Annotated in this window: 17 protein-coding genes; 15 read left to right on the top strand and 2 right to left on the bottom strand. The window is 36.2% G+C overall.

The window, feature by feature from the left end:
* Positions 1-8: 8 nt before the first annotated feature.
* Together EG358_RS04670 and kduI are read right to left on the bottom strand one after the other, a co-directional pair.
* Complete coding sequence (locus EG358_RS04670) at positions 9-791, bottom strand: gluconate 5-dehydrogenase (RefSeq protein ID WP_076557886.1); 783 nt, start codon at positions 789-791, stop codon at positions 9-11.
* Between the two features lie 10 nt (positions 792-801).
* Positions 802-1638 (bottom strand): 5-dehydro-4-deoxy-D-glucuronate isomerase, encoded by an 837-nt coding sequence (gene kduI, locus EG358_RS04665; RefSeq protein ID WP_076557885.1) that lies wholly within the window; start codon positions 1636-1638, stop codon positions 802-804.
* 875 nt (positions 1639-2513) lie between these two features.
* Here kduI and EG358_RS04660 point away from each other — a divergent pair.
* The 15 genes from EG358_RS04660 (at position 2514) to EG358_RS04590 (ending at position 24511) form a co-directional block, all read left to right on the top strand.
* Positions 2514-5510, top strand: a complete 2997-nt coding sequence (locus EG358_RS04660) for a SusC/RagA family TonB-linked outer membrane protein (protein ID WP_076557883.1) — start codon at positions 2514-2516, stop codon at positions 5508-5510.
* Between the two features lie 12 nt (positions 5511-5522).
* Entirely contained in the window at positions 5523-7349 is a 1827-nt protein-coding gene (locus EG358_RS04655) for a RagB/SusD family nutrient uptake outer membrane protein (protein ID WP_076557881.1), read from the top strand.
* A 95-nt stretch (positions 7350-7444) separates the two neighbouring features.
* Positions 7445-8467: a pectinesterase family protein gene (locus EG358_RS04650; RefSeq protein ID WP_076557880.1), complete on the top strand. Its 1023-nt coding sequence runs from the start codon at positions 7445-7447 to the stop codon at positions 8465-8467.
* A gap of 22 nt (positions 8468-8489) precedes the next feature.
* On the top strand, positions 8490-9935 hold the full coding sequence (locus tag EG358_RS04645) for a pectate lyase family protein (protein ID WP_076557878.1): 1446 nt from the start codon (positions 8490-8492) through the stop codon (positions 9933-9935).
* 48 nt (positions 9936-9983) lie between these two features.
* Positions 9984-10994 carry a DUF4861 family protein gene (locus EG358_RS04640; protein WP_076557876.1) on the top strand — a complete coding sequence of 337 codons (1011 nt, stop codon included), beginning with the start codon at positions 9984-9986 and terminating at the stop codon, positions 10992-10994.
* 12 nt (positions 10995-11006) lie between these two features.
* The gene (locus EG358_RS04635) at positions 11007-12266 is read left to right on the top strand and encodes a glycoside hydrolase family 88/105 protein (RefSeq protein WP_076557875.1); all 1260 of its coding nucleotides are present in this window, start codon (positions 11007-11009) and stop codon (positions 12264-12266) included.
* A 284-nt stretch (positions 12267-12550) separates the two neighbouring features.
* Positions 12551-14194, top strand: a complete 1644-nt coding sequence (locus tag EG358_RS04630; RefSeq protein ID WP_076557873.1) for a glycoside hydrolase family 43 protein — start codon at positions 12551-12553, stop codon at positions 14192-14194.
* A gap of 162 nt (positions 14195-14356) precedes the next feature.
* Positions 14357-16018 (top strand): glycoside hydrolase family 28 protein, encoded by a 1662-nt coding sequence (locus tag EG358_RS04625; RefSeq protein WP_076557872.1) that lies wholly within the window; start codon positions 14357-14359, stop codon positions 16016-16018.
* Positions 16019-16031: 13 nt separating this feature from the next.
* A complete protein-coding gene (locus EG358_RS04620; protein ID WP_076558034.1) occupies positions 16032-16934 on the top strand; it encodes an alpha/beta hydrolase in 903 nt (300 codons plus the stop codon).
* A 310-nt stretch (positions 16935-17244) separates the two neighbouring features.
* Entirely contained in the window at positions 17245-18222 is a 978-nt protein-coding gene (locus tag EG358_RS04615; protein ID WP_076557870.1) for a pectinesterase family protein, read from the top strand.
* 154 nt (positions 18223-18376) lie between these two features.
* Complete coding sequence (locus EG358_RS04610; protein WP_076557869.1) at positions 18377-19114, top strand: rhamnogalacturonan acetylesterase; 738 nt, start codon at positions 18377-18379, stop codon at positions 19112-19114.
* A gap of 225 nt (positions 19115-19339) precedes the next feature.
* On the top strand, positions 19340-19681 hold the full coding sequence (locus tag EG358_RS04605; RefSeq protein WP_076557867.1) for a cupin domain-containing protein: 342 nt from the start codon (positions 19340-19342) through the stop codon (positions 19679-19681).
* A gap of 81 nt (positions 19682-19762) precedes the next feature.
* Entirely contained in the window at positions 19763-20662 is a 900-nt protein-coding gene (locus tag EG358_RS04600; RefSeq protein WP_076557866.1) for an alpha/beta hydrolase, read from the top strand.
* Between the two features lie 275 nt (positions 20663-20937).
* A complete protein-coding gene (locus EG358_RS04595; RefSeq protein ID WP_076557864.1) occupies positions 20938-21840 on the top strand; it encodes an alpha/beta hydrolase in 903 nt (300 codons plus the stop codon).
* Positions 21841-22036: 196 nt separating this feature from the next.
* Positions 22037-24511, top strand: a complete 2475-nt coding sequence (locus EG358_RS04590; RefSeq protein ID WP_076557863.1) for a glycoside hydrolase family 95 protein — start codon at positions 22037-22039, stop codon at positions 24509-24511.
* The last annotated feature ends 104 nt before the right edge of the window (positions 24512-24615 follow it).

The following is a 24615-nucleotide window of genomic DNA, read 5'->3' as shown; positions in this document are numbered from 1 at the left end:
TTCTTGTGTTATTCATTAGCAGGTTTCCCGATGGTCGCCAAAATACCTCCGTCCACATAGATAATGTGTCCGTTGATAAATCTGCTTGCATCTGAAGCTAAGAAAATAGCCGTTCCTGCAAGATCTTCTGGGTTCCCCCATCTTCCTTCCGGAGTTCTGCTGATGATAAAATCGTTAAACGGATGACCGTCTACTCTGATTGGTTCTGTTTGGGTTGTCGCAAAATATCCTGGACCGATACCATTCACCTGAATATTGTGTTTTGCCCATTCTGTTGCTAAATTTTTGGTAAGCATTTTAAGTCCGCCTTTTGCAGAAGCATACGCTACTACATTGTCACGGCCAAGCTCACTCATCATAGAGCAAATATTGATAATTTTACCAGATTGTCTTTTGATCATGTGCTTCCCAACCAATTGAGACATGATGAAAGGTCCGGTAAGATCTACATCGATTACTTTTCTAAAGTCTGCAACATCCATCTCTAAAGCCGGAACACGTTTGATGATTCCCGCATTATTGACTAAGATGTCTATTTTCCCATGTGTAGCAAGCATTAATGCTACTTTCTGAGCAGCTTCCAATTCGTCGGTCACATCAAAAAGGTAACCGGTTGCACTATATCCTTTAGAGTGATAATAGTTTAAAGCTTCCTCTAATTTTGATGGCGTTGTACTTGTGATTGCCAATTCAGCACCTGCAGAGGCAAGACCTTCAGCCATTGCCATTCCTAATCCGTGAGTACCGCCGGTTACAACGGCTACTTTTCCGGATAAATCGAATAAATTCATGTAGAAAAAATTACTTTAGTTCGTTAGTTTTGACAGCGTCCATATCGCCATAATCCATATTTTCTCCTGCCATTCCCCAGATAAATGTGTAGTTGGAAGTACCAACTCCTGAGTGAATAGACCATTCCGGAGACAAAACCGCCTGATTATTTTGCATGAAAACATGACGGGTTTCGTGAGGCTGTCCTAAAAAGTGACTTACAGTCTGCCCTTCTTCCAAATCAAAATAAAAATAAGCTTCCATTCTTCGGGTATGCGTGTGAGAAGGCATCGTGTTCCACACACTTCCTTCGTGCAACTCGGTCATTCCCATTTGCAGCTGGCAAGTCTCCAATACACTGTTAACAATCAACTTGTTGATGGTACGTCTGTTTGCGTATTTTGCTTCGCCTAACTCTACAATTTCAGCTTCATTTTTTGTGATTTTCTTTGTAGGGAAAGTGTGATGCGCAGGTGCAGAATTGAAATAGAATAAAGTCTGACCTTCATTTCCGTTTTCAAAAACAACATCTTTTGTCCCTTTTCCTATATACAAAGCTTCTTTGTTTCCAAGCTCGAAAACTTCTCCGTCAACTGTTACCTTTCCGGCAGCGCCAACGTTGATGATTCCCAATTCTCTTCTGTCTAAGAAGTTCTCTGCCTTCAGATCATCAGTAGGCTCCAGTTTCAACGCACTTTTTACAGGCATTGCACCACCTACGATCATTCTGTCGTACATAGAATACACTACATTGATTTGATCTTCATTAAATAAATCATTCATCAAAAACTCCCTTCTCAGGTCTTCAGTTGTATATTTTTTTACATCTTCAGGATGATGGGCGTAACGAAATTCTGATTTTGTCATACTCTAGATTTTAAACTTAAATTACGGTTTCTAAAAACCTGTTAAACATTTGCGTAATCGATTGCATTAAATTACACTGAAATTCCACAGAAATACTTGTTGTTAAATATATAGAATATATGTATTCGGTTAACAAAAAATTAATTTAAATTTTAAATTAATTGATTTACAAGTAATTAAAATTAATAATATGAAAAAATCTAGAGAATTTTAAGATAACAGAAGTTGAATTTTTTAACGAAATAAGTCAACAAACACTTAAGAATATAAAAATCATGCCAATTAATATGTGAATAAATTTGACATTGCTATATAAATAAGGATATGAGAAAATTAATATATCCAGAATCACAATTTAACACAATTTCTATCATTTATAAAATACACAAGTTTTTCAGAACGAAAAAGATGATAAAAATCAGACTAAGTAATCAAAAATAGTTTTTGCCGCTACTTTTTGGGAGTTTTAAATAGATTAAAAAGCTATGATTTAGCTTAATTTTATACAATTACAATCATTAAACATCAGATTATTTTCACTTTTTTAAGTATTTAAAAGAAAAAAGAAATACAAACATAAATTACTGAATAACAATTAATTAAGACGTAATACAAATTTTAAATTTTGTATGTATTAACAAATTAAACAGTCAAATTAATGAAAAAATAACATTTTTTTCTTTGCGTAATGAAAAATAATATTAGTTTAGAAGCCAAGATATTTTATTAAGATTAATTACGCAATCGATTGCACTCAAAAAAGCGTATATAATAAAAATATTCCTAAAAACAGAATACTTAAAAATCCACAAAGAAAAACTAGAGAAGTTATTGGCTTCTCAAACCACACATTAAACTATATAAGGATACAATAAATGGATAAAAAGGTACAATCAATAAAGTGGTTATATTTAACTGTTTTCCTTCTTCCCATACTTGGTATGGCCCAGGAAAAAGAAACCAAGATCGACGAGGTTGTCTTGGTAGGATATAATAAAGTTTCTAAAAAAGATGTTACCAATGCCGTATCATCTGTAAAAGGAGAAGCATTAAAAGACATGCCGGTAAACTCTGCTGCCGAGGCTATCCAGGGAAGACTTGCCGGTGTACAAGTGCAGGCAAGTGAAGGTAAGCCGGGAGGTGATGTAGATATCAAGGTAAGAGGTGGTACTTCTATTACAGGAAGTAATGCTCCGCTCTACATCGTAGACGGTGTACAAATGGATAATGCAATGAGCATTCTTTCGCCTAAAGAAATTGAGTCTATTGAAGTCTTGAAAGATGCATCTTCCACTTCTATCTATGGATCTCGAGGTGCAAACGGTGTTGTTTTGATCACAACAAAAAGCGGACGCAAGAAAGCTATAACTACAATTAACTACAACGGTTTTACAGGCGTAAGAAAAATCATGAATACGCTTCCTGTATTAGACCCTTATGAATTTGTATTGTATCAGTACGAGCTCTACAACAAAAACGGAATTGCAGAAGATATTACTTCTTTCGCTACACGCTATGGAACGTACAGTGAGCTTGCAGATAAATATAAGAATATTCAGAAAAGAGACTGGCAGGACGAGCTATTTGGTAAAGAAGCATTTAACTTTACACATAACTTAACCATCAACGGAGGTTCTGAAAAATCAGCTTTTGCACTTACTCTAAATCATGTAGATGAGGACGGAATTATGCTAAGCTCTGGCTTCAAGAGAAGCATGGCCAATTTTAAGTATGATTACGACATCAGTAAAAAGCTTAAATTTGGAATTAATGCGAGATACAGCAGATCTTTAACGACAGGGGTAGGTACTTCCAGTACAGGATCACAAAGTAACAACAGATTGAGAAACTCTGTAAGATACCAGCCTTTTGAAGGTGGATCAAACGTTCCGATCGATGATTTTGATCCTTCATACTCAACGATGACCAACCTTGTAAATCCTCTTATTCTAAATGATAATGAAGTAAGAGACAACAGAATCAATGATTTGTTGCTAAATACTTATTTGAACTATAATATTACCAAAGACTTAACTTTTAGAACGGTCATCGCTTACGTACAAAGAGATATTGCGACCAACCAGTTTTGGGGAAGCGTAACGTCTCAGGCAAGAGCCAATGCTGATATGCCAATCGTGCAGCTTGACAGATCTCAAACCAGAAGAATCACCAATACCAATACATTAAACTATACCAAAAAATTTGGACAACATAAGGTGGATATCCTGCTTGGTCAGGAAACCGTTCAAACTGATGGAGAATCTAGCTACGATTATGTAAAATGGTTCCCAAAATCTATTTTACCTAATGAAGCATTTGCCAACATCGGAGCCGCTACTCCACCTCCAGGATTAATACAGGATGCTGCAAGAACAGCGATGTTACCACCAGATCGTTTAGCATCATTCTTTGGGCGTGTAAACTATATATTTGCCAATAAATATATCCTTACAGCATCGGTAAGAGCTGACGGATCTAATGTTTTTATGAAAGGAAACCAATGGGGATATTTTCCAGCAGCTTCATTAGCCTGGAAACTTAAAGAAGAAAAATTCCTTAAAGATGTTAACTGGTTAGACGAGTTAAAGCTTCGTGTAGGCTACGGTCTTTCAGGAAACAACAGAATTACTTCTTATTTGTGGGCAAATTTCTATAACGTAAATGCCAATAACGGATACGTATTCGGTACTTCCGTTACACCGGGATCAGGTGTTTCTACAACACAGGCTAACCCGAATGTAAAATGGGAAGCCACTGTTTCTAAAAATGCAGGGATCGATTTTGAACTTTTCAATGGTAGATTATATGGAAGTGTGGACGGATACATTACAGATACTAAAGATTTGTTGGTTTTAGCTAAAGTACCATTTCCGGGTTATTCCAATCAGTTTCAAAACTCAGGTAAAACAAGAAATAAAGGTCTTGAATTTACGATGGGAGGGGTAATTGTAAATAATGAAAACTTCAACTGGAAAATAGATGCCAACCTTTCTGCAAATAGAAACACTATTTTAAGCCTTGGAAGCGGTGTTGCACCAGGACAAGATTCTTATCTGGTACAGTCTGGAGGAATCGGAGGTTTTGATTTTATCGCTAAGGTAGGTAGCGCTGTAGGAACTTATTACGGATATGTAACTGAAGGAAGATATGAAGTATCAGATTTTGATTATAATGCAGCTACACAAGTTTACACTTTAAAAGCAGGACTTCCAAACAGCAGCCAGATTGCTTTAGGAGCAAAAGCGGTACAACCGGGAGATTTAAAACTGAAAGACATAAACGGTGACGGTCAGATTACCGATGCAGACAGACAAGAGCTAGGAAGTGCGCAGCCAAAATTCTATGGTGGCTTTAATCAGACATTCAGATATAAGAATTTTGATATGAGCTTATTATTTAATTTCTCTGTCGGAAATAAAGTATATAATGCAAACAAGATAGAAAATACAACGCAGTATCTATATAGAGACAACAATATGGCTGCAGACGTTGCCAACCGTTGGAGATGGTTTGATGATAATGGTGTAAAGGTAAACGATCCTACACAATTAGCTGCTTTAAATGCAAATACAACCATGTGGACTCCTCCGACAGGACAGTACATTCTGCACTCTTACGGTATTGAAGACGGATCTTTCTTAAGATTAAACAACGTAACGCTAGGTTATACTTTACCAAAAGGTTCGTTGGAAATGATCGGTGTGAAAAATTTCAGATTATATGCAACGGTGAACAACCTGTTTGTAATTACCGGATATTCTGGATACGATCCTGAAGCTAGTACACGAAGAAATCCTTTAACTCCCGGAGTAGACTATGCAGCATACCCAAGAAGCCGCTTTTATGTAACCGGAGTAGACATCACTTTCTAAAAATTAAAAAAAATGAAAAAGAGCAAATCAATATTAATTTTAACTTGTCTTGCAGGAGCACTATTTTTAAACTCTTGTAGTGACTTTCTTAATCCCGAAAACCTTTCAAGCGTTTCTGAAGAACAACAGTTTGACAGTACAGCAGATACATTTTCAGCTTTGGTAGGAGTTTATTCTCAACTTGGTGGTGACGATGGTTACGGGCAAAGATTATCTTTAATCATCCCTCAGTCCGGAGACGATTTCAGAACTTCAGGAAGCTACAATTGTAATGATAGAAGAGGTGTAGCTACGTTTGGCGCTTGCCCTACAAATACTGAGCTGAATAATCCTTTCGGAAAGCTGTACACCGGAATTGAGCGTGCTAATCTTGTCATTAAAAACATTCCTTTATCTCCGGTAATGAAAAACGGTTCAGAGGATGATAAAAAATTAATGAACAGATATCTTGGTGAAGCATTAACATTAAGAGCGCAATATTATTATGAGCTTATCAAAAACTGGGGAGATGTGCCTTTCTATCTTGTTCCGGCTTCTGATATTGCAGACCAAAACCAGCCAAAAACAGATCGTGACGTTATCTATGAGCAAATTATTGATGATCTTGCAAAAGCATCTGCTGTAGTGCCGTGGAGATCTGAAGGAGGAACTACCAGCAACAGAATCTCTAAAGGTTTTGTGAAAGGTTTGAGAGCAAGAATTGCATTGGCAAGAGCAGGTTGGTCTTTAAGAAGAAGCCCGCAGGTAATGGCACAGGGATCAAATCCTCAGAAGTATTATCAGATTGCTTATGATGAGACCAAAGATATTATGAATCATAGCGGTGAGCATTCACTTAACCCTAGCTACGAAAGTGTTTTCAGAGCTCTTCATACGAATACGCAAGATGCAACTAACGAGATTATTTTTGCCGTTGGAGCTTTTGGAGGAGGTACAAGAACAGACTCTAAAATAGGATATTACAATGGTCTAAAACATCATGATAATTCTAACTGGAAAGGTGGTGGAGGCATCAATGCGTTGCCTACATACTTCTATGAGTTTACGAAATATGACCTTAGAAGAGATATGAATGTTGGGATCTTTACAGTAAACGCATCAAATCTGGCTGAGCTTGTAGCTGCAAACTCATTTACCGATTCAAAATACAGAAAATCTTGGACGAGCATTACAGGTCCTTCTCAAACATTAGCTGTGGACTGGCCATTATTGAGAATATCTGATGTAATGTTGATGTTTGCCGAAGCAGATAACGAACTGCATGGTGCACCTTCTCCAGAAGCTATCAATGCAGTGAGAGCAGTAAGAAGCAGGGCGTACACAGGTAATTTAGCACAAATAGGAACAATTCCTACTGATAAAACAGGTTTCTTTAATTACATTGTTAAAGAAAGAATGCTAGAATTAGGTTCGGAAGGAATTAGAAAATACGACTTAATCAGATGGAATTTACTTGCTACCAAAATTGCAGAAACAAAGCAGAAACTTTCAGATTTCATCAATGGTGTAGGTGCTTATGCTAATGTTCCGTTAGATATTTACTATAAAGCGTCCGCATTTGATCCTACAAAAACAGCTCAGCAAAACATTACTGCCATTGATGTATTTACAACGACTGGAGTAAATAAAGCAGACGTTTTTTATGTTCCTAGCCAATCGACTACACTTCCGGCAGGTTACAAAAAAATCGCATGGAGATCTGGTGTTTTACCAACTTATGTAAATGATCCTTCGGCGGGATATGCACAATATTTCCAGGTCAATAAGCGAGAGCTTTTACCAATCTATTTTGAGTACATTCAAAATAACCCTGCTCTTACCCAAGACTATGGTTATTAGTAAAAATATACATTCATATTAATTAATTTTCAGTACAGACTTCCTCCTTTCGGGGAGAAGGTCTGTACTTTTCTTCAAGAAAAAAGTTCAGGAATATGCAGGTTTCAGATTTAAAAAATACTAAGTTCTTCTTTATTTTTTCACTCGTTTTGATCAGTCTTCTTTCTTTCAAGGCTAATGATGATAAAACCATCATAGTTTCGAAAGACAGAAAAGGAAATTACACGACCATTCAACAAGCAATTGACGCTGTTGAAGAAGGAACATCAGTAAGAACAAAAATCATTATAAAACCCGGAACTTACAGAGAAAAAATAACAATTCCTGCTACAAAAAGCGCGATAACTTTAATTGGAGAAAATGCAGAAAACACCATTTTGGTTTATGGGGATTTTGCTTCAAAACCAAATACGGAAGGCAAAAATATTGGAACAACAGGTTCATCAACTATTTTTATATTTTCTGATAATTTTTCAGCTAAAAATATCACTTTTCAGAATGATGCAGGACCAGTCGGTCAAGCTGTTGCTATTTTAACAACCGGTGATAAAATTGCTTTTGAAAATTGCAGATTTTTAGGATTTCAAGATACTTTATATCTAAAAGGAGCTCAGGATTTGGAAGACAAAACAAAACCTTCAAGAAATTATTTTAAAAACTGCTACATTGAAGGAACTACCGATTATATCTTCGGAGCCGGAACAGCCGTTTTTGAAAACTGTACCATCTATTCTAAAAACAATGCTTCATATGTGACTGCAGCTTCTACTCCACAGGAAAATCAGTTTGGTTTTGTGTTTATTAACTGTAACTTAACAGGAAATGCTGCAACAAATTCTGTATATTTGGGACGACCTTGGAGGCCATTTGCAAAAACTGCTTATATCAATTGTGCAATCGATTCCACAATAAAAAAAGAAGGTTGGCATAATTGGTCTAAACCTGATGCCGAAAAAACAACTTTCTACGGAGAATACAATTCCAAAGGAGCCGGAGCAGATATTTCAAAAAGAGTTTCCTGGTCACATCAGCTTACGAAAGATCAGGCAAAAAAATATACGGCAAAAAATATTCTTTCGGAAAAAGACAATTGGAACTATACAAAAGCTTTAAAATAAGTTGACATCAAAACAATCGATTATGAAAAACACTTTTTTTGCAGCTTCGATACTGGGAATTTTCACCTTACAAAACTGCACGACTCAGTCTAAAGTTTTAAATGAAAATCCAACTGTAATTTCAGGAAAAACAATCAGTTTTCCCGGAGCAGAAGGTTTTGGAAGGTTTACAACCGGAGGAAGAGGTGGAAAAGTTTTATTTGTAACTAAAACTTCAGATGATGGCTCAGAAGGAACTTTAAGACACGCTTTAGAACAAAAAGGTCCGAGATATATTGTTTTTAAAACTTCCGGAACGATTTATCTGGAATCGCCTTTAAGAATAAAAGAAGGCGATGTTACCATTGCGGGACAAACCGCTCCCGGAGACGGCATTACTGTTGCCAATTACGAAACTTTTGTTGCCGCAGACAATGTCATCATCCGTTACATGAGATTCAGAATGGGAGATCAGAAAAAATATGAAGGTGACGCTTTGGGTGCGAGATTTATAAAAAATTTAATTGTAGATCATTGTTCGATGAGCTGGTCGACTGATGAAACAGTTTCAATTTATGTCAATGAGAATACCACCCTTCAATGGTGTGTAATTTCAGAAAGCTTAAGAAATTCTGCCCACCAAAAAGGCGCACACGGATATGGCGGCATCGCCGGTGGAAAATTCGCTTCTTTTCATCATAATATTTATGCCAACCACGACAGCAGAAATCCAAGATTGGGTGAATATGCGGGAAGTAAATTTGCTTTGACTGATTTGACTGATTTTAGAAATAATGTCATTTACAATTGGGGGCACAATAATATCTACGGTGGCGAAGGGATGAATGTTAATCTCGTCAACAATTACTACAAACCCGGACCTGCATCGATGAACAAGAAAAGAATTGCCGCCATCGACAAAAATGAAAGACCGGAAACCGAAGTATACAACATTTGGGGGAGATATTATATCAACGGAAATTTTTCAGAAGGTAATCCCGATGTTACGGCAGACAACTGGAATTTAGGTGTTTTTAATCAAATGAAACCCGCTTACAATTTGAATGATGCTGATAAAAATTCAATTAAAATCAGTCAACCTCACGATATTCAGAATAATGTGAAAACTGATTCTCCAAAAGAGGCGTATGAAAAAATATTAAAAATCGGAGGGGCAAGTTTGGTGAGAGATGCGGTAGATTTACGAGTTTTGGAACATGTGAAAAACGGAACATTTTCTCATAAAGGTTCGCTTGGCAGCGACAACGGAATCATCGATTCACAAAATGATGTCGAAGGATTCCCTGATTTGAAAAAAGGGGAAAGTCCTTTAGATTCAGATAATGACGGAATGCCAGATGAATGGGAAATCAAAAATAATCTAGACCCGAAAACAGCCAATGCCAACGGAAGAGATTTAGATAAAAACTATGACAATATCGAGGTTTACATGAATGACCTTGTGAAAAAAATAACTGAAAAACAGTAAAAAGTCACTGAACTTTTTGTTTAAATGGTTATCTAAAACGAAAGTATTATGTCAGAAAAATTAAAATCAAACGTATTCAAAATATTATTAGCAGGAGCAATTTTAGCTGCCGGTTCGTCATTCGCACAGAAGAACGTCATCGAAAATATTCGCAAAAATCCTAAAACTCCTTTTTCCTACGCCGAATTATCCATAAAAGATGGCGGAAAATGGCAGGGAAATGAATACATCGGTGGAACTTTCAAAAACGTCAATCAATTACAACTTCCATCGGAACATACCGACCATTCTTACTACATCAGATACGAAGGAATTGGCCTGGAAAACAATCAAATCGCCTATCGATTATATCTGGACTGGAGAAATGCCACAGATATTTTCGGCAAGAAAGTGAATACTTTGGTGTTACCGGAAGTCGGACAAGACGGCTTTGAATCTTACCATCACGACGCCACTTGGGGCCAGGATATTTTAAAATCCGGCCGTACCATCGGAGTCGGTTCTTACGGAAGATATGATGAACAGAACGATTTCGTTGAAACTTTTAAAACGGTAAAAAGTACAACTGCAAAAGTTTTTAATGAAAACGATAAGTCTTTCGCAACCATCGATTACAAAGGCTGGAAAACATGGGGAAAAGCAGTTGATCTTCAATCGAAATTGACCATTTTCAATAGAGACCGCTTTGTAAAAGTTGATTTAGGTTTAGATCAAACGCTTTCAGGTTTATGTACGGGCATTGTTGCTTTCAAAGATATTCCCATGAAAGAGGCGGTCAGTAAAAACAAAAAATGGGGTTATATTGCCACATACGGAACGCAGACTTTGGCAAAAAAAGAAGACAATCTTGGGATGGTAATTTTCTATCCTATCGAAAGTTTTGATAAATATGTGAAAACAAAATCTACACATACAGTAGTTTTCAAAAAAACTAAAAATGTTTCGTATTACTTTATGGGAGCTTGGTCTCAGGAACCAAACGGAATTAAAACCGAAGAAGAATTCTATAAAAATTTAGATAAAAAATTAGAAATTTTAGATAATAACAATCAACTTTAAAATTGAATGACAATGAGTTTTATTAATCAAAAATTAAAAATATATGCTGTTGCAGTTTTAGGTTCAGGAATGTTTCTGGCTTGTGCACAGACAAAAACGGCAACCGCTGCAAAAGCTACAACACAAACTTCAAAATCCGGAAAAGTAGTTCCTACTAACCTGAAATGGTCTGAAAGAATGATGCTTTCAGAAATGCAGAGATTCCCTGAAGCCTGGATGCTCGATTTCAGCAAAAGCCCGAAATGGACGTATCCATCAGCGATTGTTTTAGACGGCGCCGAGCAACTTTATATTAAAACAGGTAAGAAAGAATACTACGATTACATCAGCGGCTTCGGAGAAACTCTGATCAAAGAAGACGGCACAATTCTTACCTACGACATCGAAAAGTACAACATCGACCTTCTGAATAGCGGAAATGTATTGCTTTATCTTTACGAAAAAGAGAAAAAAGATAAATATCTGAAAGCTCTGCAGACCCTTCGAAAGCAAATTGACGGACAGCCAAGAACCACCGAAGGATCTTTCTGGCACAAAAAAATATATCCAAACCAGGTTTGGCTAGATGGTCTGTATATGGGAATGCCTTTCTATACGCATTATACAAAAGATTTCTCTAAAGGTGCAGATGCAACGAAAGCGTATGATGATATTGTTTTTCAGTTTGATTCGGTTCAGAAAAATCTTTTAGACAAAAAAACAGGATTGCTTTATCACGCTTGGGACGAGAGCAAAAAAGAAGCTTGGGCAGATAAAGAAACCGGACTTTCTCCAAATTTCTGGGGAAGAGCCATGGGTTGGTACGGAATGGCGATGGTAGACGTTCTCGATTATTTACCAGAAAATCATCCTGGAAGAGCAAGAATTATTTCTTATTTAAAATCTTATGCTGATGCTGTAATCAAAGTTCAGGATAAAAAATCCGGTCTTTGGTATCAGGTTTTAGATAAGCCACTGGCAAACGGTAATTACGAAGAAGCAACCGCTTCCGCAATGTTTGTTTACACGATGATTAAATCGGTGAACAAAGGATATCTTCCAAAATCATACAAATCAGCAGCTAAAAAAGGCTACGACGGAATCATCAAAAATTTGATCACTGTTGACGAAAACGGTGTTGTCAATTTAAATAAATGTTGCGCTGTTGCCGGTTTGGGAGGAAAACCGTACAGAGATGGTTCTTATGAATATTATGTAAATGAAGAAATCCGTTCGAATGACGGAAAAGGAACAGGACCATTTATTTTGGCAAGTTTAGAATTTGAGAAGTAGCTTTTGAAAAAAAGTATAAATCTAATGCGTAAAATTGAACAAAATTATTTTCCCCGACCCTAAAGGGAGTAATTTAGTTCAATTTTAAAAGAATTTTTTCACCCTTTAGGGCTGGGGAGAAAAGAAATTCTTTTAAAATTTCATTAATGATTTCATTCTACACATATTCATATAATTTCAAAATTAAAAACCTTTGCTGAGCAGAGCGCCTTTGCGAACGAAAAATCTGCAGAGAATATTAAAAGAATCTTTGCGCTCATTGCGTTAAAACAGAATCTGATTTTATGACAACAAACAAATTTTTAAATATACTTTCAATCACCGCATTTTCCATTGCATCAACGTATTTGAACGCACAGGAAAAACCTTACGTTTCTGAAGTCTGGACTGCCGATCAGGGAAAAAATTACAGAAACCCTATTTTATACGCAGATTATTCAGATCCGGATGTTACAAGAGTTGGTGATGATTATTATATGACCGCTTCAAGTTTCAACGAAGCTCCGGGATTGCCCATCTTACATTCGAAAGATATGGTCAACTGGAAATTGGTAAACTATGCTTTGCCAGACGTTTTACCTGCAGAACATTTCAGTATTCCAAAAAGAGGCGATGGAGTTTGGGCACCAAGTATTCGTTTTAATAAAGGTGAATTTTACATTTATTGGGGCGATCCTGATTTCGGAATTTACATGGTTAAAACCCAAGATCCTTTAGGAAAATGGGAAGAACCTGTTTTAGTCATGGAAGGAAAAGGTTTGATTGATTCTTGTCCTTTCTGGGACGAAGATGGGCAAGCGTATTTAGTTCACGGTTGGGCAGGAAGCCGTGCCGGAGTTAAAAGCTTACTTTCCATCAATAAAATGAATCCTGAAGGAACAAAAGTTTTGGATAAAGGTGTTCATATTTTCGATGGTCACGATGCTCATCCAACAGTTGAAGGTCCAAAAATGTACAAAAGAAACGGCTATTACTACGTTTTCGCTCCGGCGGGAGGTGTTGCGACAGGTTGGCAATTGGTTTTGAGATCAAAAAATATTTACGGTCCTTACGAGGAGAAAATTGTTCTCGAACAGGGAAAAACAAAGATCAACGGTCCACACCAGGGAGCTTGGGTTGATACGCCTTCAGGTGAAGATTGGTTCTATCATTTTCAGGATGTGGATGCAGGGGGGAGGATCGTGCATCTTCAGCCGATGAAGTGGGAAAAAGACTGGCCTGTAATGGGAACAGACAACGATAAAAACGGAATTGGTGAACCGGTTCTTACTTATAAAAAACCAAACGTTGGTAAAACATATCCGATCGTAACTCCTCCTGAAACTGATGAATTTGATGGTGAAAAATTAGGCTTACAATGGCAATGGAGCGCCAACGAAAATATCGTTTGGTCATCTAAACTTCCCGGACAGAAATTTTTGAGATTATTTTCAATGAAAGTTCCTGAAGGAGAAGTAAACCTTTGGAACGTTCCGAATTTATTGACTCAGAAATTCCCGGCTCCGAATTTTGTGGCTTCCACTAAAGTTAAATTGACTCCCGAAGACGCCAAAGAAGGAAAAACTGCCGGGCTTCTGGTAATGGGAATGGATCACGCATCGATTGTTATTACGAATAAAACAGACGGATATTATGTTCAGTTGAGAAAAGCTGAAAAAGCAGACAAAGGCGGTGTTGAAAAAGTTTTATTTGAAACTAAATTAAAATCAAACGAAGCTTATTTCAAAGTTAACGTCAGCGAACCCAACGGAATTTGCACATTCAGTTACAGCGAAAACGGAAAAAATTTCATCAAAGTTGGTGAGCCATTTCAAGCAAAACCAGGAAAATGGATTGGTGCTAAAGTGGGATTATATTCTGTAAGTACACAGAAAGCAAACCGCGGGGGCTATGCAGATTTTGAATATTTCAGAGTAACAAAAAATTAATTTAGCCTCTCGCAAATTTTGCTGATTTCGCAGATAATTTTAAAATAGTTAAAATAGTTAAAATCTGTTTAATCTGCGGGAACTTAAAATAAAAAACTTAACGTTTTTTGAAATCCGTTAGGTTTGATACAAACATCAACAGAAAATTAAAGAATAAATATAATGAAGAAGTCGTTTAATATCATCAGTCTTGCGGCAGTTATGCTGTTTTCAGGACAGGTGTATGCTCAAAATAAAGATATTTACACAGGAATAGAGTTTAAAATGCCGCAGGTGGCGGAAACTTCTTTTCCAGCCAATACAGTTTCCATCAAAGATTTTGGAGGCATTGCAGGCGGGAATGTAAAAAATACAGAAGCTTTCAAAAAAGCAATCGACGCTTTAGTAAAAAAAGGCGGCGGTAAACTGGTTGTTCCAAGAGGAATGTGGTTGACGGGGCCAATTGTTTTGCAGAGTAACATTAATCTTCATATCGAGGAAGGTGCATTTGTGGTTTTCAGTAAAGATAAAAGCGATTATCCTTTGGTAGACGTAAGTTTTGAAGGTTTAAATACCATTCGTTGCCAGTCTCCGATTTCAGCTAAAAATGCTAAAAACATTGCCATCACAGGGAAAGGAGTAATTGACGGAAGCGGTGATGCATGGAGAGCCGTCAAAAAAAGTAAAATGGCAGAATCTCAATGGAAAGAAATCGTTGCTTCAGGCGGAATTCTTTCTAAAGACGGTAAGACCTGGTATCCTTCAGAAAGCTATAAAAAAGGATTTGAAAGCAGCTCAAGCTTTAATGTTCCCGATATAATTTCAAAATCTGAACTGGAATCTGTAAAAGACTTCCTTCGTCCTGTAATGGTAAGTATCGTGGGTTGCGATAAAGTTCTTCTTGACGGACCTACTTTTCAAAATTCTCCAGCCTGGAATCTTCATCCATTGATGACTTCGAATCTAATCTTAAGAAATCTTACCGTAAGAAATCCTTGGTATTCTCAAAATGGTGACGGTGTAGATTTAGAATCTTGTAAAAATGTTTTGATCTACGACAATACTTTTGATGTAGGTGACGATGCAATATGCATCAAATCTGGGAAAAATGAAGACGGAAGAAAAAGAGGAATGCCAACTGAAAACGTAATCATCAAAAATAATGTGGTTTATCATGGTCACGGAGGTTTTGTTATTGGAAGCGAAATGTCTGGTGGGGCGAGAAATATTCATGTTTCAGATTGTACATTTATTGGAACTGATATCGGTCTTCGTTTCAAAACTACTCGTGGAAGAGGTGGCGTGGTTGAAAATATTTATGTGAAAAACATCGATATGATCAATATTCCAACTCAGACGATTGGGTTTAATATGTTCTACGAAGGAGCTTCTCCGGTTTTGGAAGAGGGGCAAAAAGAGGAAGGAAATAAAGCTCCTGAAAAAACATTCCCGGTAACTGAAGAAACACCAATTTTCAGAAATATTTATTTTAAAAACATCAATGCGGTTAATTCTTACGAAGCGATTACCATCAATGGTTTGGCTGAAATGAATATCAAAAATATCGTCATTGAAGATTCTCAGTTTGATACTAAAAAAGCATTAACCATAGTAGATGCAGACGGAATTACATTGAAAAATGTAAAGCTTAAATACAGTGAAGGAACCGGAGCCGTAGTTTACAACAGTAAAAATGTAGATCTGTCTACCCTTCAGTTAGAATCTTCTCAAAAACCAACGATTAAGGTTTTAGGAAGCAAAACATCAGCGGTAAAACTTCCGAAAGATGTAAAAGGCGAGCAATTGCAGATTTCGAAAGAGGTTGCAAAAAACGCAGTTAAATAATTTTCATTTTAATATGAGTTTTCACAAACTATATTTTCTTTTTGTTTTTTTTGTAGGAGCAAAAGCATTCGGTCAGACAAAGCCGAATGCTACTCCTTACACAAACGAGGCAACGTATGAAAAGCTGAAAAAGAAACATCCGTTTATCACTCCGTTGAACAGACCAGTACCGGCAAACATCGGGATTGATAAGGATGTAGAATACGCCAACATCAACGGACTATCATTAAAAGCAGATATTTATTACCCTCTCGATAAATCTAAAAAATATCCGGGCATCGCATTGGTTCACGGCGGAGGCTGGATTTCGGGAAGTAAGGAAAATGAAAAATATATGGCTCAGGAATTGGCATCGAAAGGTTATGTTGCCATTGCGGTAGGCTATCGTTTAAGTGAAGTGGCAAAATATCCTGCAGCAATTGATGATGTAGAAAATGCCATTAAATATGTAAAGAAAAATAAAAAGAAGTATTCTTTAGACCCAAAAAAAATCGCAGTTTTAGGAGAGTCTGCAGGTGCGCAAATCGCAACTTTAGTAGGCGTAAAAACTAAAAATAAAATTCAGGCAATCGTTAATGTAGACGGAATTGTATCGTTTATTCATCCTGAAGCTGAAGAAAGCACTTATGCAGCCTTTTGGTTAGATGGTGATAGAAATGTGAATTTAAAGAACTGGACAGAAGCTTCACCTCTAGAATTTGTTGGTAAAAATACACCTCCTACTCTATTCATCAATTCTTCGCAGCCTCGATTTCATGCTGGAAGAGACGATATGATGAAGATTTTAAAAAGTCATAATATCTATACCGAATACCACGAAATAAAAGACACTCCGCATTCCTTTTGGTCTGCAGAACCCTGGTTTACAGAAACTTTGAATTTGACGGTAGATTTTTTAGATAAAACGTTGAAGTAAGACTGAGGTTAAGGTTAAGGTTTGGGTTTAGGTTTAGGTTTAGGTTTAGGTTTAGGCAAAATTAAAACGCAAAGATTTATTATTTTTTGAAAATATTTTAGGAGCAAAGAATAATCAATAAATTGATTTTAAGCGAATATTTTTTCAAGCTTCAGCGACTTGTCGCAATCTTTGCTCCTTAAATGTGCACGATTTAAATTAAATCTTTGCGTTAAAAAAAAAGACGAATCATTAAAAAAAACAAATGTTGCTATTTTTTAAATAAAAACATCTGCATAAAAAAATTCAGAATCAATCATAAAAATATTTTATGAAAAAACTACTTTTAATTCTCTTCATTTCCATCACCAATTTTTTATTGGCAGGAAATGAACCTTACATCACAGTCACCGTTGCGCAAGACGGAAGCGGGCAATTCACTTCTATTCAGAAAGCGATAACTTCTATCAGAGATTTAGGTCCGGGTGAAGCTTTGGTTAAAATAAAGGCAGGAACGTATCACGAAAAAATAGTCATTCCCTCTTCAAAACATAAAATCACTTTACAAGGCGAAAACAAGGAAAATACAATCATCACCAACGATGATTATTCTGGAAAACTTGATGCTTTGAATGAAAAGATGACAACCTTCAATTCATATACGCTTTTAGTGATGTCGGATGATATCAAAATCTCAGACCTTACGATTCAAAATTCGTCTTGTAATCAGGGACAGGCCGTTGCTCTTCATGTGGAAGGTGATCGTTTTATTATTAAAAACTCTAAGATTTTGGGTTGCCAGGATACCGTTTATACAGGCGGAAATCACAGCAGACAATTTTATGAAAACTGTTATATCGAAGGAACAACCGATTTCCTATTTGGCTCGGCAACCGTTATTTTCAAAAACTGTACGATTAAAAGTTTGGCCAATTCTTACATCACTGCGGCTTCAACAGACCAAAGTAAAGAGTTTGGGTATGTATTTTTCGACTGTAAATTAATTGCGAAAGATGGCATTACAAAAGTATTCTTGGGAAGACCTTGGAGACCTTATGCAAAAACAGTTTTCATCAATACCGAAATGGGAAATCACATCCTTCCCGAAGGCTGGAATCCCTGGAAAGGTGACAAAATGTTTCCTGATAAAGACAAAACTGCTTATTACGCAGAATTTGGAAGCAAAGGTGGAGGCGGAAAAACTGAAAGTCGTGTTGCATGGTCTCATCAGTTGACAAAAAAAGAAATGAAAAAATATACAATCAAAAATATTTTCGGAGACTGGAACCCAAATATGAGTAATAAGTAATTGGTAATGAGTAATTATATCGACTAACATAATATAAGATGCTTCGACTTCGCTCAGCATGACATCGTGACAAAATGCAGCTGATTTAAGGCTGTTAGTATTAGAAATGTCATGCTGAGCTTGTCGAAGCATCTCACAAAAATCAATTTTAAAAATGAAAAAAATACTTTTAGTTCTGAGCGTTGTAATTTCAACAATCGTTTTAGCTCAGAAAAAACCAACCCTATTTCTGATCGGCGACTCTACAATGGCCAATAAAGATAATCCCGATAAAAACCCGGAACACGGTTGGGGACAGGTTTTAGGCCAATTCATGACCAACGGAATTGAAATTCAGAATCATGCAATGAATGGAAGAAGTTCAAAAAGTTTCAGAACCGAAGGAAGATGGGATAAAGTAGAAAAACAGCTTAAAAAAGGTGATTTTGTAGTGATTCAGTTTGGCCATAATGATCAGAAATTAAAGGATTCTACAAAATTTACAAATCCTTACACTCAGTACAGAGCCAACCTTGAAAGATATGTGATCGAAACCCGAGCAAAAGGTGCAACACCAATTTTGATGACTTCAATTACAAGGAGAAACTTCAATGAAAATGGGGTTTTAGTCGACACTCACACCAATTATCCTTTGGTGGTAAGAATGGTTGCAGACAACATGAAAGTACCTTTTGTAGATATGCAGTTACTGACCGAACAAATGGAAATTTCTTACGGCCCGGAAAAATCAAAACTGCTGCATCTTCATTTCAAAGCAGGTGAAAATCCTTACTATTCCAAAGATAAAGCAGACGATACGCATTTATCAAAGCTCGGTGCAGAAACGGTTGCAAAACTGGCTTTAAAAGCCTTAAAAGATCTGAAAATCGGTTTAGAAAAGTATATTAAATAATCAAAACGACATAGGAAAATGGAGCGTTAAGAAAATTTAAATTTAATCCGTTAAAAAATTTCCACTGTTTGAGTGCGACAAAAAATTATGAAAACAAAACAAATGTTCAATTCGCGCGAGTTTGTAAATTTTAGGATTTAATTTAAATTTTTAGCGGAAGTTTCCAAGTCTTGAATTTTTGATTCTTTTGTTTCAAGACAAAAGAATATATTAAAAAATAAAATTATGAATTTCAAAAAAGAGCCATTTTTCGATGGCAATTCCGAATGGGAAGATCTGGGAAACGGCGTTTCCAGACAGTTTGTAGGTTACAATTCTCAGGTTATGATGGTCATCGTTAAATTTGAAAAAGATGCAATCGGAACTTTACATCAGCATTTTCATTCACAAATCACGTATTTTGCATCAGGAAAATTTGAAGTGACTGTTGATGGCGAAACAAAAATCTTACAAAAAGGTGACGGCTTCTTTGCACAGCCTAATATTTTTCATGGTGTAAAATGTCTGGAAGCCGGACAATTGATTGATTCTTTCACTCCATTCAGAGAGGATTTTCTGAAAGATTAAATTACAAATAATCAAACCTCATAGGTTTTAAAAACCTATGAGGTTTTTTCTAAATATACTTTAAAGTAAAAAATTAAAGTCATGAAAAAAACCTTTTTTCTCTTCATTATTTTTCTTTTTACACAAATTACCGCGCAGGAAAAACTCATGTTCTGGCCAAAAGGTGAAAAGCCAAACTCCAAAATCCTGGCGTCAAAAACCAAAAAGAAAAAAGATCTTGCGAAATTAAAAGAAGCTGAACTTTTTGCTTTTTTACCTCCCATTAAAGAAAGAGGGAAAAAGTCTATGATTGTCATTCCGGGTGGCGGATATTCTAAACTGACATACGATGAAGGCGCTTTTCAGATCGCAAAATGGATGAATACGAAGGGAATTTCTGCTTTTGTTTTAAATTACAGATTGCCTACTTCGCCTGATTTAATTCAAAAAGAAATTGCGCCTTTACAGGATATCCAGGCTTCCATTAAATATATCAGAAAAAATGCCGCACAATGGGGTATTTCGCCCGATCAGGTGGGAGTTGTGGGAACTTCGGCTGGTGGACATTTGGCGGCAATGGTAAGTAATACTTCTACTGATTATACAGAATTAAAAGATGACTGGGCTACAATTTCCACTATTCCGAATTTTGCAATCCTATTTTGTCCGGTCATTGATCTGGGCGAATTTGCTCATGTGGGAAGTCGAAACAGTTTACTGGGAGAAAATGCTTCTCCAGAAAAAATCCAGGAATATTCTATGCAGAATCGAGTGACAGACAAGACGCCACCAACGATTTTGTTTCATAACCAGGATGATACTGCAGTTCCGCCGATGAACAGTATTTTATATTTTAAAGCTATGACAAAGCACAAGGTGAAAGGCTCGATGTTCATTTTTCCTAAAGGTGGTCACCGTTTTTTTGTTACAGACAAAGATGCGATGAGTGAAAACTGGAAAAAGCTATGTTCAGACTGGCTTGCGGGTATTGGTAATGAATAATGAATAATTTAAAAATATTCTCATATTTTAACGATCATCCATAATATTTCATAATTGAAAATACTTTGTATTACTTTATTAAGTTTACGCCTTTGTATATCTTAAAAACATTTAAGATTTAAAATTCTTTGTTTGACTTTGCGATAAATTAAAACATTATAATACACAACCCACATTTAAGAGATGAATCAAACTGTAAAAAAAGTGTTCAAACAATGTGTCAGTATAAACTTTGCGCCTTTGCGATTAACCAACACAAACAAAATTGATAATCAATGAAAAACCTCATCCTTATATTCAGCATATGTATTGGAATTCAAATTTCGGCTCAGCAAAAAATAACCGTCTGGCCGAAAGGAGAAATGCCCAATTCTAAAGGCTTACAATTAAAAATTATTGAAGAAAAAGAAGGTCGAATTACGCAAATTCAGGAAGCTGAACTCTTTGCTTTTCTTCCTGCAAAAGAAGAAAGAAAACCGATGGCAATCATCATTATTCCCGGAGGTGGTTACAGACATTTGACGTATGATCTGGGTGGATATTCTTATGCAAAATGGCTTAATACTTTAGGAATTTCAGCCTTTGTCTTAAATTACCGTTTACCCACTTCTCCCGATTTGAAGCAAAGAGAAATCGGCCCGCTACAAGATATTCAAGCTGCTATTAAATTAATCAGAAAAAATGCTGCTCAATATGGAATTTCACCGGATCAGATTGGTGTTTTAGGAACTTCCGCTGGTGGACATTTGGCTGCAATGGTAAGTAATATCTCGACAGATTACACAGAATTAAAAGGAGATTGGCAGAATCTTTCCACCGTTCCGAATTTTGCAATTTTAGTTTCTCCGGTTATTGATTTAGGCGAATTTGCTCATAAAGGAAGTCGTGACAATCTTTTAGGAGAAAATGCTTCATCAGAAAAAATTAAAGAATATTCTATGCAAAATCGAGTGACAGAGAAAACACCGCCTACAATTTTATTTCATGCTCAGAATGACAATGCCGTTCCCGTAATCAACAGTATTTTGTATTACGAAGCGATGATTAAAAATAAAGTGAAAGGTGCAATGTTTATTTTTCCTGAAGGTGAACATAACATCGGAATCTCAAATAAAACTGAACTGACGGATAACTGGAAAGAATTGTGCGAAGACTGGTTGAAAACTATAACTAAATAAAAATCTGATTTTGGAGTAAATTTATTGATACAGCGTCACTTCGAGTAGATTTTTGAAAAAAAATCATATCGAGAAGTTGAGTTTTAAAAAAATTCTCGATACATTTTCTTTAATTTCTTAAAGAAAAAACTCGAATAGACGACAGTTCCAATATTTTAAGTCATGATTAATTTACACATCTAACAAAATTTATATAATGCTAAAAATCATTCAACATAAAATCTTTTTACTGGCTTGCGGAACATTGATTTCCTTCTCAACTTTTGCACAGCAAAATTTAAAGTTAACCTACAATAGACCTGCAGAAAACTGGAACGAAGCTTTACCTATCGGAAACGGAAAGCTTGGAGCAATGGTTTTTGGTGGTGCAGCTCAGGAACATCTTCAGTTGAATGAGGAGACAATTTGGGCTGGTGAACCGGGGAATAATGTTCCTAAAAACACGTTTGACAGTATTCAGAAAGTAAGAAGATTGATCAATGAAGGTCAGTTTGAAAAAGCACAGGATTTAACCAATACAACTTATCCGAGAACGGCTCCCAAAGACTTAAATTACGGAATGCCGTATCAGACGATGGGCGATTTGTTTCTTGATTTTAAAGGCCATGAAAATTTTAAAAATTACATTAGGACTTTAGATATTGAAAAAGCAATCAGCACGGTTTCTTATCAGGTAAATGGCGTGACTTTCAAGCGAGAAATCTTCTCATCTTTTGCCGATAATGTAATTATGATCAAATTATCTTCCAGTAATAAAGGAAGTCTGAATTTTACTTTAAATGCTTCTACTCCACACAAAATCAATTCTATTTTCACAGAGAAAAATCAACTGGTCATTAGCGGAACTAGCGGTTCTGTTGATAATAAAATAGGAAAGATTAATTTCAAAACGGTTACGATTCCCGTTTTAAAAGGTGGAAAATTAACCTCAACAAAAGATCAACTGAATATTTCAGGAGCAGATGAAGTGGTGATTTATGTTTCTATTGCAACCAATTTTAAAAAATACAATGACCTTTCGGGAAATCCTGATGCAAGAGTTTCAGAATATTTAAAATCGGCTTTAAACAAAAAATATGATGCTGAATTAAAGGCACACATTGAAAAATACCAGAAATATTTTAAGCGTGTCAATTTAGATTTCGGAACAAGCAAACAGGCACAGAAAACAACCGATGTCAGAATTAAGGAATTTGGAAATTCACAAGACCCCGATTTGGTGGCGTTATATTTTCAATTCGGGCGTTATCTTCTGATTTCATCTTCGCAGCAAGGAACTCAACCTGCAAATCTTCAGGGAATCTGGAATTATCAGCTAAATCCTTCCTGGGACAGTAAATACACGGTCAATATTAATACCGAAATGAATTATTGGCCAGCAGAAAATACCAACCTCAGCGAAATGCACGAGCCTTTGTTTGATATGATTCAGGATTTATCGATTACCGGACAGGAATCTGCTAAAGAGATGTATCATGCAAGAGGCTGGAACATGCATCACAACACAGATCTATGGCGAATTACAGGAATTGTTGACGGCGGTTTCTACGGAATGTGGCCAATGGGTGGCGCATGGCTAACTCAGCATGTCTGGAATCATTACTTATACACCGGAGATAAAGAATTTTTAAAGAAAAACTACGAAGCTTTGAAAGGTTGTGCTTTGTTTTACTTAGATGTTCTTCAACAAGATCCTTCCAAAAAATATCTGGTGGTTTCGCCTTCTATGTCTCCAGAAAATAAATACTTCAAAAATGTAAGTATCACAGCGGGAACAACGATGGATAACCAGTTGGTTTTTGATGTTTTTAATAATTTTATCAATGCTTCAAAAATTTTAAATCAAGATCAGAATCTTTCCAATGAAGTAAAAAATGCTTTAAGCAAACTTCCGCCGATGCAGATCGGGCAGCACGCTCAGCTACAAGAATGGCTTACAGATATGGATAAAACTGATGATAAGCACCGACATATTTCGCATTTGTATGGATTGTTTCCTTCAGGACAAATTTCACCGTTCAGAAATCCAGATTTGACGGAAGCTGCAAAAAATTCTATGATTTATCGTGGTGACAAATCTACAGGCTGGTCGATGGGCTGGAAAGTAAATTGGTGGGCAAGATTGCTCGATGGAAACAGAGCTTTTAAACTTATTTCAGATCAATTAACTCCGGCTCCGATGGAAAATAAAGGTCAGTCGGGAGGAACATATCCTAATTTACTGGATGCGCATCCGCCATTTCAAATTGATGGAAATTTTGGCTGTACTTCAGGGATTGCCGAGATGCTGTTGCAAAGTTATGACGGCTATATTTACATTTTACCGGCACTTCCAGATGCTTTACCGAATGGTTCTGTAAAAGGGTTAAAAGCAAGAGGCGGTTTTGAAATAGATATGGATTGGAAAAATTCTAAGCTGACAAAATTAATCGTAAAATCTACTTTAGGCGGAAACGCGAGAATTAGAGTGGCGAAGGATATACATTTAAAATCTAAAACAAATTTCGCCTCAGCAAAAGGAGAAAACACCAATGAATATTATCAGATTAATCCTATTAAAAAGCCATTAGTTTCTGAAAAAGCTCATCTCAAAACGATTGCAGTTCCCGAAACTCAGGTTTTTGATTTTAAAACAGAAAAAAACGGTACTTATCAATTCACCTCATATTAATTAATCACTAAAGCGCAATCGGTTGAAATAAATTAATATTCAATAAATAGTTTTAATTAATAATTTATACTCAATAAATTTGCTTATTTAATAAATATTCATAA

Source organism: Chryseobacterium indoltheticum, assembly GCF_003815915.1.
GTDB classification, from domain to species: Bacteria; Bacteroidota; Bacteroidia; order Flavobacteriales; family Weeksellaceae; genus Chryseobacterium; species Chryseobacterium indoltheticum.
This window is presented reverse-complemented; position numbering and strand designations above follow the sequence as displayed.